The 14,682-nt window shown below is 64.8% G+C and carries 16 protein-coding genes; 5 read left to right on the top strand and 11 right to left on the bottom strand.

Going from position 1 to position 14,682, the window contains the following annotated elements:
* Positions 1-22: 22 nt before the first annotated feature.
* From ACVMIH_RS23820 to ACVMIH_RS23830, 3 genes are all read right to left on the bottom strand, one after another.
* On the bottom strand, positions 23-496 hold the full coding sequence (locus tag ACVMIH_RS23820; RefSeq protein WP_456815065.1) for a secondary thiamine-phosphate synthase enzyme YjbQ: 474 nt from the start codon (positions 494-496) through the stop codon (positions 23-25).
* A 162-nt stretch (positions 497-658) separates the two neighbouring features.
* On the bottom strand, positions 659-1,180 hold the full coding sequence (locus ACVMIH_RS23825) for a hypothetical protein (protein ID WP_456782784.1): 522 nt from the start codon (positions 1,178-1,180) through the stop codon (positions 659-661).
* A gap of 30 nt (positions 1,181-1,210) precedes the next feature.
* The gene (locus ACVMIH_RS23830) at positions 1,211-1,834 is read right to left on the bottom strand and encodes a 2-hydroxychromene-2-carboxylate isomerase (RefSeq protein WP_057019439.1); all 624 of its coding nucleotides are present in this window, start codon (positions 1,832-1,834) and stop codon (positions 1,211-1,213) included.
* Between the two features lie 274 nt (positions 1,835-2,108).
* On the opposite strand from ACVMIH_RS23830, the gene ACVMIH_RS23835 reads away from it, so the two are divergent.
* From ACVMIH_RS23835 to ACVMIH_RS23855, 5 genes are all read left to right on the top strand, one after another.
* Positions 2,109-2,480, top strand: a complete 372-nt coding sequence (locus tag ACVMIH_RS23835) for an AtpZ/AtpI family protein (protein ID WP_028338953.1) — start codon at positions 2,109-2,111, stop codon at positions 2,478-2,480.
* Positions 2,481-2,552: 72 nt separating this feature from the next.
* A complete protein-coding gene (locus tag ACVMIH_RS23840; protein ID WP_016847053.1) occupies positions 2,553-3,302 on the top strand; it encodes a F0F1 ATP synthase subunit A in 750 nt (249 codons plus the stop codon).
* Positions 3,303-3,357: 55 nt separating this feature from the next.
* Entirely contained in the window at positions 3,358-3,588 is a 231-nt protein-coding gene (locus ACVMIH_RS23845) for a F0F1 ATP synthase subunit C (protein WP_016847054.1), read from the top strand.
* A gap of 112 nt (positions 3,589-3,700) precedes the next feature.
* Positions 3,701-4,267 (top strand): F0F1 ATP synthase subunit B, encoded by a 567-nt coding sequence (locus ACVMIH_RS23850; protein WP_076830944.1) that lies wholly within the window; start codon positions 3,701-3,703, stop codon positions 4,265-4,267.
* Positions 4,268-4,270: 3 nt separating this feature from the next.
* Positions 4,271-4,756 carry a F0F1 ATP synthase subunit B family protein gene (locus ACVMIH_RS23855; RefSeq protein WP_076830947.1) on the top strand — a complete coding sequence of 162 codons (486 nt, stop codon included), beginning with the start codon at positions 4,271-4,273 and terminating at the stop codon, positions 4,754-4,756.
* Positions 4,757-4,884: 128 nt separating this feature from the next.
* Here ACVMIH_RS23855 and ACVMIH_RS23860 read toward each other — a convergent pair whose 3' ends face one another.
* The 8 genes from ACVMIH_RS23860 to ACVMIH_RS23895 form a co-directional block, all read right to left on the bottom strand.
* The gene (locus ACVMIH_RS23860) at positions 4,885-5,535 is read right to left on the bottom strand and encodes a hypothetical protein (RefSeq protein WP_057019442.1); all 651 of its coding nucleotides are present in this window, start codon (positions 5,533-5,535) and stop codon (positions 4,885-4,887) included.
* Between the two features lie 115 nt (positions 5,536-5,650).
* Positions 5,651-6,238 (bottom strand): GNAT family N-acetyltransferase, encoded by a 588-nt coding sequence (locus tag ACVMIH_RS23865; protein ID WP_026191927.1) that lies wholly within the window; start codon positions 6,236-6,238, stop codon positions 5,651-5,653.
* Positions 6,239-6,451: 213 nt separating this feature from the next.
* Entirely contained in the window at positions 6,452-7,741 is a 1,290-nt protein-coding gene (locus ACVMIH_RS23870) for a M16 family metallopeptidase (RefSeq protein WP_076830951.1), read from the bottom strand.
* A complete protein-coding gene (gene thrC, locus ACVMIH_RS23875) occupies positions 7,741-9,156 on the bottom strand; it encodes a threonine synthase (RefSeq protein WP_456855146.1) in 1,416 nt (471 codons plus the stop codon). The genes ACVMIH_RS23870 and thrC overlap by 1 nt, the downstream gene beginning before the upstream one ends.
* Positions 9,157-9,485: 329 nt before the next feature.
* Complete coding sequence (locus ACVMIH_RS23880; RefSeq protein WP_456855145.1) at positions 9,486-10,112, bottom strand: glutathione S-transferase family protein; 627 nt, start codon at positions 10,110-10,112, stop codon at positions 9,486-9,488.
* Positions 10,113-10,262: 150 nt separating this feature from the next.
* Entirely contained in the window at positions 10,263-10,856 is a 594-nt protein-coding gene (locus tag ACVMIH_RS23885) for a GNAT family N-acetyltransferase (RefSeq protein ID WP_057019444.1), read from the bottom strand.
* A gap of 206 nt (positions 10,857-11,062) precedes the next feature.
* Positions 11,063-11,320, bottom strand: a complete 258-nt coding sequence (locus ACVMIH_RS23890; RefSeq protein ID WP_168858992.1) for a hypothetical protein — start codon at positions 11,318-11,320, stop codon at positions 11,063-11,065.
* Positions 11,321-12,065: 745 nt separating this feature from the next.
* Positions 12,066-14,510, bottom strand: coding sequence for a penicillin acylase family protein (locus ACVMIH_RS23895; protein WP_456863526.1), 2,445 nt, complete (start codon positions 14,508-14,510; stop codon positions 12,066-12,068).
* Positions 14,511-14,682 lie beyond the last annotated feature (172 nt).

Below are 14,682 nucleotides of genomic sequence, written 5' to 3' on the forward strand. Positions count from 1 at the left end.
CTTAAAAGACAGGTCGCGCGCGTCAGCGCGTGGCGCCGATGAATTGCAGCACGATCTCGCGCCGGTGCGGACGGGCGCGATGCTCGATCAGATAGATGCCCTGCCAGGTGCCGAGCGCCATCTCGCCGTCGAGCACGGGGACCTGCAGCGAGGTCGCCGTCAGCATGGTCTTGATGTGCGCCGGCATGTCGTCAGGGCCTTCGGTGTCGTGACGCCAGCCGCCGTCTTCGGGCGCTGCGCGGTCGAGCGCCGTCTTCAGATCGACCAGCACGGTCGGATCGGCATTCTCCTGGATCGTCAGCGAGGCCGAGGTGTGGCGGATGAACAGCGTGACCACACCCTCGCCGGCACGCGCCTCGCGCAGGAATTTGGCGACCTCGCGCGTGATGTCGGTAAAGCCGGCGCCCGACGTTTCGACCGCCAGGCGCGACGACACGATGCTGGTTGCCGCGACGGAGGATGGCGCCGAGTGCGACATTTGCTTCGATGAACTCATCTTACCTCTAGACCGTCGTCCCGGCGAAGGCCGGGACCCATAACCACCGATGTTCATTGGTTACGCGAGATATCAACTCCGAGTCGTCGAAATCGAGAGGCTACGGCGTATGGGTCCCGGCTTTCGCCGGGACGACGCTGGAGAGACAGCGCCAGCACAACATCAAATCTTGCCGCCATTGATGTCGCGCTGCACGCGGTTGGCCATTTCGATCAGTCGCCGCCAGGCCCGCTCCACGAACGACATCATGCGATCCATGTCGCGGTCGCTCGGCAGCGGGATCTCGATCTTGCGCTCGCCCTCGGCGACCTTCGGCTCGGTCTTGGGCTCCGGCTTCTTCAGCTGATCGGATTTCGGCAACGCTTCGTCGGTCTTGGCCGACGGTGCGCGCGCGGCGAGCTCATCCTTGAGCTTGTCATTGTCGGCTTGCAGGCGCCCGATCTCGGCATCCAGCGCCGCCCGCTCGTCCGGCACCATGTAACAGGCCCAGCCGGCGCTGGAATTGGTGCAGGTCGACACCGCGCCGGTGCGCGTGTCGAGCCGCAGGAAACCATCGCCGGCGGGTGATAAGGCGTAGCGGCCATTCTCGGTGTCCGGCACGGTTTGCGCGATCGCCGCGCCGCTTGCGATCAGGATGGCAGCAATTGCGATGGACAATTTCGACGGTGACATCGCGATGGGCATGGCTTGCTCCGCCTCAACCTGATTCCTGCCCTAGACCACAGAGCTATAGGGCTTACGGCCTGACTTCAACGCGTCTTCAAGCAATTCGATCCGGTCCTGGCCCCAGAACACCTCGCCATCGAGCACATATCCGGGCGAGCCGAACACGTCGGCGTCCAATGCATTCTGGCGATTCTGCTCATAGGCCGCGCTGATCGCTTCAGTGCTCGAGCGCTCGACCAGCTGCCGGCCGGGCAAACCGGCATCGTCGGCGAGCTTCACCAGCGTCGCAGGATCAGCAAGATTAAGCTGCTGCTCCCACACCGCGGGATAGGCCCGTTGCAAGAACGGCTCGGGGTCGAGGCCGGCCTCGAGCATCGCGATCACCACGCCATCGGCAAGGCGCCCGTTGAACGGCCAGTTGGCCGGCTGCAAATGAAAATTCAGTCCGCGCTTGTCGCGCCAGCGCTGCAACTCGATCATCCGATAGCGCTGCCGCACCGGATGGCGCTTGGCGAGCGGCAGTCCGCCGGTCTCGGAGAACAGATCGACCAGCAGCACAGGCCGGTAATTTACCTTGAGATCGTAAGTGCTTACGAGTCGAACGAAGGGCTTGTGGCCGATATAGGCCCAGGGGGATTGCAGCGAGAAGTAGTAATCGATCTGGCGCGACATGCGGAACCTGACTGCGTGAGAGGACGGGACTTTCGGCGATCCCAGCAGAGCGGGAATAGCCACGCAATATCGCTCAATGCCACGCAAGCTGTTGCACTGCGATCACTGCGTCACTCTGACCTTGAATATCTCCAAATAAAACCAGCAGAATCAAAGCAATAACTGGTTACGACGCAATCTTGACTTGATTAGACGCGGTAAGTATGGTCCGCGCGGCTTTTGACGGGGACGGGCGCAATTTCCATCATCCGCGGCATCGGTTAGTGTTTCCAGCATGGCTGAGAACACCAACGACGGCGCAAATGGAAGTCGCGATCAATCGCCTCCTGACGAAGCTGCGCTTTCCGCAAGGCTCGGAAGTCTCGATCATCGGTTGTCAGAAATTCGCGACAGCCGCAGGAGCAAGACTGATCAATCCGGTAATGAAAGCGGGGACAGTGCGGCCAGAGCTTCGGCTATGGCGCTCGGTTTTCGTCTTTCCTCGGAGCTGATCGCGGGCGTTGCCGTCGGAGCGGCGATTGGCTGGGGGTTCGACCGTTTGCTGTCGACGTCGCCATTCGGCTTCATCGTGTTAACGCTGCTCGGCTTCGTCGCCGGGGTGGTCAACGTGGTGAGGTCCGCGGGCGTGGCCTCGGGCAAGCGCTGAGCGCTGGCGGGAAGTCACGACATTTGAAATTCGATTACCGGCACGATAGCCGGTGGACCAAGAGCCGCGCGGATGAAAATCGACCCGATCCACCAGTTCAATATCGAGCCCCTCTTCACGCTCGGCCACATCGGCAATCACACGATCGCCTTCACCAATTCCTCGCTCTTCATGCTCATCGCGGTGCTGCTGATTGCGCTGCTGATGCTGGCGAGCGGCCGGGAACTGGTTCCGGGACGGCTGCAGTCGGTCGCCGAGATCTCCTACGAGTTCGTCGCCACCACGATTCGCAGCACGGCTGGCGCGGAAGGCATGAAGTTCTTCCCGCTGATCTTCTCGCTCTTCATGTTCCTCTGCGTCTCGAACCTGGTCGGCGTCATCCCCTACACCTTCACGATCGCGAGCCACCTGATCGTCACCGCGGCGCTCGCGCTTTTGGTGTTCTTCACCGTCCTGATCTACGGCGTCTACAAGAACGGCCTGAAATTCTTCAGCATCTTCGTCCCCCACGGCGTTCCGATCTACATCCTGCCGCTGGTCATGTTCATCGAGATCCTGTCGTTCTTCCTGCGGCCGGTCTCGCACAGCGTTCGTCTGTTCGCCAACATGCTGGCCGGCCACATCGCATTGAAGGTGTTCGCGGGCTTCGTCGCGATGCTCGGCTTCTCGCTGGGCGCGCTCGGCTGGGTCGGCGGCGTGCTGCCGCTGGCGCTCACGATTGCGCTGTATGCCCTCGAACTGCTGGTCGCGTTCCTGCAGGCCTACGTGTTCGCGATCCTGACCTGCATCTACCTCAACGACGCCATTCATCCGGGACACTAAGCGGTCCGGGGAATCTCCACCCACCAATCTGTCTATCTTTCTCAAGGAGCTACATATGGAACCGGCAGCAGCAAAACTTATCGGCGCGGGCATCGCGTGCATCGGCATGGGCGGCGCGGGCGTCGGCGTGGGCATCATCTTCGGCAACTACCTCGCCGCTGCGGTGCGTAACCCGTCGGCCGCTCAGGGCCAGTTCGGCAACCTGATCTTCGGCTTCGCCGTGACCGAAGCGCTCGGCATCTTCTCGCTGCTGATCGCGCTGCTCCTGCTGTTCGTTCCGCTCTGAGCGGCACGCCGGTTCCGCTCTGCGGTAACCCGGTTCCGCTTTGCGGTAACCCCTTCGCGCCGCCCAAGGTTCGTTCCAAGGGCGGCGCGCATGACAGCAACAGGAGAACACCGTGGCTGAGAGTCATGGCGAGGCAAAAGGCCAGAAAGCCGGCGCCCACACCGAGACCGACGGCGGACATCACGGCGGAGCCTTTCCGCCGTTCGATTCGTCCAACTTCGCCTCGCAGCTGGTCTCGCTGGCGATTGCATTTGTCGCGCTCTACCTGATCGTGTCGCGTATCGCCCTGCCGCGCGTCGGCGGGACGATCGATGCACGTCAGAACAAGATCGAGGGCGATCTGGCCGAGGCGCAGAAGCTGAAGGACGAGTCCGACGCGGCGCTGAAGGCCTACGAGACCGAGCTGGCGAATGCGCGCGCCAACGCGCAGGCGATCGGCAACGAGACCCGCGAAAAGCTGAACGCGGCCTCGGAAGCCGAGCGCAAGGCGCTGGAAGAGAAGCTGGCGGCAAAGCTCGCCGACGCCGAGAAGCAGATCGCAACGACGAGGACCAACGCCATGAGCAACGTCCGCGGCATCGCGGCGGATGCGGCCGGCGCCATCGTCCAGCAACTTGCCGGCGTCACGCCGGACGCCAATGCGGTCAACAGCGCCGTCGACGCGTCGCTGAAGGGATAGACGATGTTTTACGAACCGGAAACCTGGGTTGCGATCGCCTTCGTCCTTCTGCTGGTCGTGTTCGGCTATCTCGGCGTTCATCGCACCCTGCTGACGGCGCTCGACCACCGCGCCGAGCGCATCAAGGCCGAGCTGGAAGACGCCCGCCGTCTGAAGGACGAGGCCAACAAGCTGCTCGGCGAGTACAAGGCGCGCCGCGCCAGCGCGGAGCGCGAGGCCGAGGAGATCATCTCCAACGCCAAGGTCGAAGCCGAACGGATCGCGGCCGAAGCCAAGACCAAGATGGAAGATTTTGTCGCGCGGCGGACCAAGACCGCCGAGAGCAAGATCGCCCAGGCCGAGGCCCAGGCCGTGGCCGATGTCCGCGCCGCCGCGGCCAACGCCGCGGTGACGGCCGCCTCGACCATCCTGTCGCAGTCGGTCAAGGGCTCGGTTGCCGACGACCTCGTCGGCAAGGGCATCGCCGAAGTCCGCTCCAAGCTGAACTGACGCTATCTGAACTCCTTAAAAAAGGCCGGCGCGAGCTCATCGCGCCGGCCTTTTGTTTTGTCCAAATTCGTCCGTTTGACGCGTTTTCGTCACGCGAACCGGCGTCCACTTCGCTCGAAAACGCGCTGTTACTTCTTCTTGTGCGGCGCGCGGGCCTTGGGCTCCGGCTTCAGGGCCTGCGGGTCGAAGCCGATATAGAAAATGTAATTGTCGTTGTCGGCCGGAGACGGCGCCGGATAGACGACGTCCTCGGCGACCAGGCTGAACGGCACGCTGCCGCTTTCGTCCATCTGCACCGTGGTGGTGTAGGCCTTGGTCATGATGGTCTTCTCGCCGACGCCGCCCTGCACCACGGCAACGCGCAGCGGCACCTGAATGCTCGGTGGCGCGCCCTGGGGACCGACAATGATCCGCCCCTGAATACCGATCTTGGCCGTGATCTGGCCGCTGTTCAGATTGCATTGCCGCGCCGTGCGCGTGATCGAGGCCAGGAACTTGACGTCGTTGCCGACCGCTTCCTTGCCGTTCGCGGCCACCGAATAGGTCGAGGCTCCGGAGCGGATCTGCACCGGCGGGCAGGTCAGTTCGGCGTCGGCATCGTTGAGCTGCTGCGGCGCTGCGGGCGTCGCCGGCTTGTCCTGGTCGGACGAGCCGCCGCCGAACAGGCTCTTGAAGCGGTCGCTCAGCGACTGCGCAGGAGCTGCCGAAGGCAACAAAGTGGCACCGAGACCGATCGATACCGCCGCTGCGAGCGCGAACCTGATCACCCTTTCACCCATCAATGTCCTCAAATTTCCCAACCGGGTTCCCTGTTTCGCGGCCGTTATAGCAAGGCAATGGCGGCGAACCCAAGGCATCGAAGGCGGCACCGCCATCCGTAAAAAGGCTTACGGATCAGCCGCGGAAATCCTCGTGCAGCAGGCCGAACAGCAGGTGGTCCTGCCAGATCCCGTTGATGCAGAGATAGCGCCGCGCCAGGCCCTCGCGGGTGAAGCCGCACTTCTCCAGCACGCGGATCGACGAGGCATTGGAGGGAATGCAGGCCGCCTCGATGCGGTGCAGATTGAGCTCGCCGAACAGCGAGGGCAGCAGCACCCGCAGCGCCGTCGTCATGTAGCCGCGATGGGCATGCGGCAGCCCGACCCAGTAGCCGATCGTGCCGGCCTGCACGATGCCGCGCCGGACATTGGCGAGCGTGATGCCGCCGATCATCACCCCGTCCGATTCACGGAAGATGATGAACGGATAGGAGCGGTCGGCGGCGATATCCTCGGTGTAGCGGCGCAGCCTGCGGCGGAAGCCGGCGCGGGTCAGGTCGTCGGAGGGCCAGATCGGTTCCCATGGCGTGAGATAGGCGCGGCTGAATTCGCGCAATTGCGCCCATTGCGGGAAATCCGACATCTGCGGCGCGCGCAGCAAGAGCCCGTGACCGCGCGGCATCAGTGCAGCGGGTCCATTGGACGGCAAACGAAACAGGGCCATGGCCCAACACTCCCCGCCACTTCTCCCTCGCCCCGCCCTTGCGGGGAGAGGGTCGGGGTGAGGGGTCTTACCGCAGATTCGGTCTTGCGGCTCTACCCCTCACCCGAAGCCTTCGGCCATAGCTGAGGCTCCGCCTCGGCGTATGTCCGTCAACGGCCGCCGGTAGGCGGCCTATGCTCTCCCCGCAAGCGCGGGGCGAGGTAAGCAGAATTCTCAATGCAACAGCGTCTTTGCCTTCGAATTCGTCAATCCTTCCGCAAAAGCCACCGCCGTGTCCAGACCCCTGCCGCTGCCGAGCGCGACAACGGCGGGCCGGCTGCGCGCCAGCAGGGCACGGGCGGCGTTGCGGCTCGATTCGACGCTGACCGCGTCGATCCGGGCCACCAGTTCTTCCACCGTCTGCGGCCGGCCATAGGCTAGCACATGACGTGCCAATTGTTCGGCCCGCGATGAACAGCTTTCCAGCGCCATCAACAGGCCGGCCTTCATCTGCGCCTTGGCGCGGGCGACCTCGGCCTCGGTCAGGGTTTCGACCGCGTCGTTGATGACGTCGACGATGACTTCCATCATTTCCGGCGCATCGGCCGGATCGGTCCCGGTGTAGAGGCCGAAGAAGCCGGTGTCGGTGTAGGGCGCGTGGAAGGTGTAGATCGAGTAGCACAGCCCGCGCTTCTCGCGCACCTCCTGGAACAGCCGCGACGACATCCCGCCGCCGAGCGTGTTGGTGAAGACCTGCAGCGAGAACAGCGACGGGTCGGTCTGCGGCACGCCTTCGAGCGCCAGCGTCAGATGCGCCTGCTCGAGATCGCGATGCACCACCCGCGAGCCGCCTTTGCCGAACATCGCGACCTGCGGCTTCGGCGCCGGGGTGGCGTCGAAGCTCGCAAACTTCTGCGTGACGTCCTCGACGATCCGCGCGTGATCGACCGCGCCGGCGGCCGCGACCACCATGTCGGGGGCGCGGTAATGCGTCGAGAGATAGCCGCGCAGCATGTCGCGATCGAAGACCTTCAGCGTCTTGGCGGTGCCGAGCAGCGAGCGCCCCATCGGCTGCTCCGGATAGCAGAGCTCGTTGAGATGCTCGAACACGACGTCGTCGGGCGTATCCTGCGCCGCGCCGATCTCCTGCACGATGACGCTCTTCTCGCGCTCCAGCTCGTCCGGCACGAAGGACGGGTTGGCGAGGATGTCGGAGAGCACGTCGAGCGCCAGCGGCACATCCGCCTTCATCACCCGCGCATAATAGGCCGTGGTCTCGGTCGAGGTCCCGGCATTGAGGTCGCCGCCGACCGCCTCGATCTCCTCGACGATCTCGCGCGAGGAGCGCCGCGCCGTGCCCTTGAACGCCATGTGCTCGAGCAGATGCGAGATGCCGTGCTCGTTCGGCTTCTCGTCGCGCCCGCCGACGCCGGCCCAGACCCCGAGCGCCGCGGTTTCCAGATGCGGCATGGTGTCGGTGACGATTGTCAGTCCGCTCGGCAGCTTGGTGATTTCAACGCCCATCAGGCGACTCCCTGCTTGGCAGCACGGCTGACCGACAGCACGAAGCGCTCGACCTCGGCGGAATCATTCTTCATGACCGTGATGTGTTCGGATTTGCTCATCAGGCCTCCGAGCCAGACCGGCAGCTGCGGACGCACCCCGCAGGCGGCTTCCACCGCATCGGGGAATTTGGCCGCGTGCGCGGTCGACAGCACGATGTTCGGGATCCTGGAATCCGAGGTGTCGCGGTCGGCGACCGCGAGCGCCACCGCGGTGTGGGGATCGACCAGATCGCCGGCCTCGCGCCAGGCGGCGCGGATCGCGGCCGCCGTCTCGGTCTCGTCGGCGCGGCCGGCGTCGAAATCACGGCGCACGGCGGCCAGCGTCGCATCCGGCAGCACGAAACGGCCGGACTGCTTCAGCGAGGCCATCAGGCGGCGGACCTGATCGGCGTCGCGGCCGCTCGCCTCGAACAGCAGCCGCTCGAAGTTCGACGACACCTGGATGTCCATCGACGGCGACGTCGTGGCGTGCACCTCGCGGACCTCGTAGATGCCGGTCTTCAGCGTGCGCGCCAGGATGTCGTTGACGTTGGCGGCGATGCGCAAGTTCCGGATCGGCAGCCCCATCCGCTTGGCGACATAGCCGGCGAAGATGTCGCCGAAATTGCCGGTCGGCACCGTGAAATCGACGGTGCGATGCGGCGAGCCGAGCGCGACCGCCGAGGTGAAGTAATAGACCACTTGCGCGACGATGCGCGCCCAGTTGATCGAGTTGACGCCCGACAGCGCCACCTGGTCGCGGAAGCGATGGTTGTTGAACATCGCCTTCACCAGCGCCTGGCAATCGTCGAAGGTGCCTTCGATCGCGAGCGCGTGGACGTTGGCGGCGCCGGTCGTCGTCATCATGCGGCGCTGCACCTCGGAGATGCGGCCGTTCGGGAACAGGACGACGAGGTCGACATTGTCGAGATTGGCAAAAGCCTCGACCGCGGCGCCACCGGTATCGCCCGAGGTCGCGACCACGATGGTGGTGCGCTGCGCGCGCTTGGCCAGCACGTGATCCATCAGCCGCGAGATCAGCTGCATCGCGACGTCCTTGAACGCCAGCGTCGGCCCGTGGAACAGTTCGAGCAGGAACTGGTTCGGCCCGGCCTGATCGACCGGCACCACCGCGGGATGGCGGAAGGTGGCATAGGCCTCGTTGGCCATGCGGCCGAGCTCGGCGTCAGAAATCTCGCCGGCGACAAACGGACGGATGATCTCGACCGCGACCTCCCAATAGGGACGGCCGAAGAAGGTGGCGATGGTCTCGGGCGACAGTTGCGGCCAGGTCTCGGGCACGTAGAGCCCGCCGTCACGGGCAAGCCCGGTCAGCATCACATCGCAGAAGCCGAGCACCGGGGCCTCACCCCTGGTCGAAATATACCGCGTCAAACCGCCCTCCAAAGGCTTCGATCCGAAGCCTTAAGCCTTTGATATCATGGAATTATCGAGTTCGCTCCATGCGACCCGAACGGTTCACCATAGAAGATCGGACCAGCAATGGGTAGCCCGAAGCGCGCGCCTCGGGGTCGCGGGCGAGTGCGTGGCGTTGCTGAGGGAGATTGGCGGGCGCGCCGCAAACACAACCGTCGTCCCCGCGAAAGCACGCGAAAGCAGGGACGACAGCAAATGTGTGGTGCCGCTTGTGAGTCATAATCATGCGTTCTCGCGACATCCGCGCGCGAGGGGTACACGCCAATCAGCGTGGGTCGCGCCATCCACTAACCGCTCGGCGGCGCCAGCGGCTGCACGATCTCCTGGAACGGCAGCAGCGCCTCGCAGCGCGCGGCGTGGGCCTCGAGCGCCGGATAGCGCGCGTCGAACAGATGCGGATGCGCCTCGCCGGTGAAGCGTAGCGCGCAGGCCACCGCGACGTCGGCATGACCGATGCGATCGCCCAGCCAGTACGGCGTCTGCACCGCCGCGCGCTCCTGCTCTAGCACCGCGAGCACGCCCGCGATCTGCGCCTCGCAGCGCTCGACCCAGAGCTTCAACTGCTCCTTGCGCAGCACGCGCTCATAGACAAGGCTCACCGCCTTGTCGGCAAGCCCGGTCGCCAGCGCCGTGATGCGCAGATGCTTGCGCCGCTCCGGCCCCGAACGCGCGATCATCGCCTTGTCCGGCCCGACCAGTTCGTCGAGATAATCCAGGATCGCACTACTCTCGATCAGCGCCTCGCCGTCATCGAGCACCAGCGTCGGCACCCGCCGCACCGGATTGTAGGCCGCAACCATCTCCGCATCGCCGAAGGTCGACCACGGCTTGTGCTCGAACGGCAATCCATAGAGCCGCAGCGCGATCGCGGTGCGGCGGACAAAGGGCGAGTCGTACTGGCCGATCAAAAACATCTGTCATCTCGTCGGTCATGCCGCAGCAAGCCGCCTCGAAAACAGAGATTTCGAAGTGTGCGAATGCCGGGGACAAAGGTTGCACTTTGCACCATCGTAGATGGGCCGCGCCGCATTGCAACCGGATCCTGATCCGGTCCGTTAGGCGAGCTACCCAATCACCGGCACGTGCCTCGCCGCATCGCGCGGCAATTTGCCGTCGAGCCTCGGATCATCCGCCACCTCGATCTGCCGCAGGAACGGACGGAAGCCGGAGCGCTGGTAGAACGCGACGGCCGAGGGATGATCGAAGGTGCAGGTGTGCACCCAGACGCGGCTGACGTCGCGTGACCAGGCGATCTCGAGCGCGCGGTTCATCAGGAAGCGCGCGGCGCCGGTGCCGATGAATTTTGCGGTGACGCCGAAATACAGCAGCTGGCATTCGCCGGCCACGCTGAAATCGAGTTCGAGCAGGCCCTCATCCTGGCCGTCGACGGCCAGCCCGTAGAGCTCGTTGCCGGGGGCGTGGATCCTCGAGGCGAGATCGGAATCATCGAGCCCGGTGCGGGTGAACCACAGCCACTCCTCGCCGACCCGGCGATAGATATCGCGATACCAGTCGAGCGCGGGCGGATCGACCTTGCGCAGGCGCCACGCGCCGGGCGGGTCGACGCGCAGCGGCGGACGCGCGGTCATTTCCAGATGGGTGACGACGGCAGCGATCTTGCCGTGGGGGATGTCGGAGTAACCATCGGGCAGCAGCATCGCGCGACCTCTGTTTGCAGGCTGTCGGCGGGACATAACCGCACGTCGCCGCAGATGCAATGCAACGCTGCACGCAATGCCTGGTCAGGAGAAGAGGTAACCCGCCGCATCCGCCGCTGCTCATTCGAGCGGCCAGGTCCAACGAGCGGGATAAACCAGTTTGAACGCGCTTTGAGGGAGGGCTCCCCAGGCCCTCCCGTACCCGGTTAGTTGCCGACCCACACGTTGCCGTTCGCGTCGAAATCGTTCTTCGGGTTGTAGCCGGACTCGCGAAGACTCCGCATGCGCATCGCGCGGTCGCTGACATCGCCATTGAGACTGGCGTTGGCATTGAGCACGGCAGGACTCAGTGCGGTACCCATCACGAGACGCTGGTGGGTCCGGTGTTGTGCCGTGCGTGCATCGGCGAGTGCCGCCGTGGACAGACAAACAACTGCGATCGAAACAAGAATAGTTTTCGTCATGGTCAGCTCCTGTGAAGTAACCAGCTGAGCTTTCAATCGCTTCCAGAAAATGCGTGCTCGCGCCGGATGTGAAAACCGTCACAGGCCGGCGGCGATCACGATCGGTCAGACTAACAGGCAGAAGCCAACGCTTCTTGGACGCCCGCGCACAGTGTTGCGGGAAGTCCGTGCGCAAATCGCAAACGTCAACTTGTAGTGATCCAGATGCGCCGCCGCGTTGATGGCACGAAGTGAATAGTGGCTGGCCGCCGCAGTCCGCGTCGGCATTCGCATGGATGAATCCAGGGTCGCGCTTCCGCTTTCAGGAGAAGCACGAAAAGTGAGCGCGGTGCTCGCCACACGTTTGACGTCGTCCCGGCGCAGGCCGGGACCCATTACCACAGGACTAGGTTGTTGAACGACGCTGCTGCGGCCCCAACATCGCAGGACAATTGGCATTCGTGGTTATGGGTCCGGCCTTCGCCGGGACGACGGCGGAGTTTGTGGCGCAGCCGATGAGACGCACTCGCTCCCTCATCTCGGCGTCAGCTGATCGCGTCCGCGGTTGCGGCTACAGTGTGCCGAACACTCGGTGTCGTCCGGCGAAGGCCGGGACCCATTACCACAGAGTTGGGTTGTTAAGGCACGCTGTGGCCCCAGCACCGCAAAGCAATCGGCATTGGTGGTTATGGGTCCCGGCTTTCGCCTGGCTTTCGCCGGGACGACGTTGGAGTTTGTGGCGCAGCCGGTGAGACTTACTCGCCCCTCACCTCGGCGTCAGCGTGATCGCGTCAGCGGTTGCAGCTTCCACGGCGCCGCGGCTGTAGAGCAGCGGCACGTACTGGCCCGTCGCCCATAGCGGCGCGAGGTCGCGGTAGTGGCCGCTGAAGGGATCGCCGGATTGGCCCGGCGTGTTGACGGCGCGGCTCGCATCCCAATTGCCGACATCGAGCACCATGCGGAATGAAGCGCCGGAGATCAGATGATAGTCGGTGCGGCGATAGGTGGCGGCGCGCGGCACGTTGGCGGCGCCGCCAAAGGCGAGCGGGCCGACCTGCATCTGCGCCGCGGTCGCCTTGTCGGCGAGCGGCATCAGCGCGTGATTGAATTGCGCGACATGCAGCCGGCCCCAGCGCCAGGTCGACGCATCGGGACCGAGCTTGTCGGCAACATCGGTGACCGCCTCGCCGAGGCTGTCGCGCAGCACGCGGTCGCGCTCGCCTGAGGGATCGCTGCCGAGCGCCGCGTCCGGCTTTTCGAGATAGCCGACAATGGCTGAGATGCTGGAGGCCTCCGGCGCGATCAGCTCGGCCGCCTTCGGCGCGGTGGTCTTGAGCAGCACCGGGCCGAGATGGTTTGCGATCCACACCTCATAGACCGCGGCGGCCGCGCTATCGGCTGCATCACGCGCATCCCACGCCTTGAGCAGATCGAGGCCCTTCCTGACGTTCGCATCATCCGACGTGAGCGGCTTCAGCAGCGCGACGAGGCGCCGCGCGAGCATGCCGGTGTCGTCGTTCTGCAGCGCCATCGCGTCCGCCAGCGTCACCTTGCTGTTGGCCTGCAGCACCTCGGTGATGCGCTGCCAGCGCGCGCTGTCGGCCCATTCGAATCCGACCCTGCGCTCACCCACCGGATAATCCGCCGGCAGGTTCATCTGGTTGGCGGTGGCGATGAAACCCTGCTTCGGCTGGTACAGCTTCGGCAATTCGTCGAGCGACAGAAAGCCCTGCCACTCGTAGCGGCCGTCGCCGGGCACCGGCATCAGGCCGTCGAAACTGGCTCGGCGCGGCGTCTTGCCGGCGGCGACCCAGCCGATATTGCCTGACGTGTCGGCATAGACCTGGTTCTCCGACGGCGCGCCCCAGCGCCGCATCGCGCCGAGGAAGCCGTTCCAATTCTTCGCCGTCATGTAGTCGGACGAGCCGAAATAGGCCGAGGTGCCCGGCTCGAACCAGATCGAGCGCACGGCGAACGCATGCTTCTTGTCGGCGTCGACGAAGATCACCGGGCCGTGGCGGGTGAATCTCAGCTCGAGGTCGCGGTCGGCCTCGCCCTTCACCGCTTCCTTCTCATGCACGATCCGCATGTCCTCCCAGCCGCTGCCGTAGCGGTACTGGTTCGGATTGTCGGGGTTGAGCTCGTAGACGTAGAGGTCTTCCTGATCGACGTTGAAGATGGTCAGCCCGAACGCGATGGTGTCGTTGTGGCCGATCGAGATGCCCGGCAGCGCCGGCTCGCCGGCGCCGATCACGGAGATGCCGGGCGCGTTGAGGCCGACGATGTAGCGCAGCGACGGCACCGAGTGCTCGCGATGCGGATCGTTGGCGAGGATCGGACGTCCGGTCGCGGTGCGCGATGCCGCGATCACCCAGTTGTTGGAGCCGATGGTGTCGCGCTGCTGGTCGGCCTCGGCGAGGTAGGTGTCGGGATCATGCGCCAGCGCCGCCTTCTGGTCCTTCGGCGCGGCGAACTTCACCGGCCGCGTGGCAAGATCGTAGGCGGCGAGCACCGCCTTCGGCACGCTGCAGGGATCGAGCCCATCGGGGATCCTGGTGGTCCAGGTGGGCTCCAGCTTGACGCGGAAACGATCGGCATCGAGGCCGGCAGCGCAGGCGACCCGCGAGCGCTTCACCTCGGAGGCGACGTTGCGGGTCAGGCCATGGCTGCGGACGCGCACGACATCCTCTGCCGACCACAAATCCGGCATCGTGCCTGCGATCCTGAACTCGATCGGCAGCGCGCGCTTGCCCGCCTGGACGTCGGCGACATAGGCGTTGACGCCGGCGACGAACGCCTCCGCATAGGATTTCGCCTTCGGGCCATAGGCGGCCCATTCCGCATTCATGTCGCCGCGATAGAGGAACAGGCGCAGCGCCTTGTCCTGCTCGGCATAGGCAGGGCCGAAATCCTTCGCCAAGAGGCCGAGCCCGCGCTTGCGCCAGAGATCGATCTGCCAGAGCCGATCGCGCGCGGCGTTGAAGCCCTGCAGGAAGAACAGGTCGTGCTCGTTGCCGGCATAGATGTGCGGGATGCCCCAGACATCGACCAGGATCTGCCCCGGCGCCTTCAGCCCGGCGACGTCGGTCTTGACCTCGCGCGCCGCGACGAGCGGGCTCGGCTTCTCACGCGCGGTGGCGGGAGCGGCAAGTATTGCGGCGCAAAGTGCGGCAGTCAGTAGCTTGGTGACGCGGTTAAGATCCGTGTTCATGTTGTTCTCCGATGGTTGTTATTGATTGTTGCGCACACTTGGCGAGATTGAGCGGCAGCCGCAGCGGCGCCGCTTGCGAGACTCTTGGTGAGGAGAGAGCCCCCACCCGTAGCGCATCTGACGATGCGCTACGACCTAAGAGCGAGCTTCGCTCGTCTCGACCCCGCAAGCG

The organism is Bradyrhizobium sp. USDA 4503 (assembly GCF_054055815.1).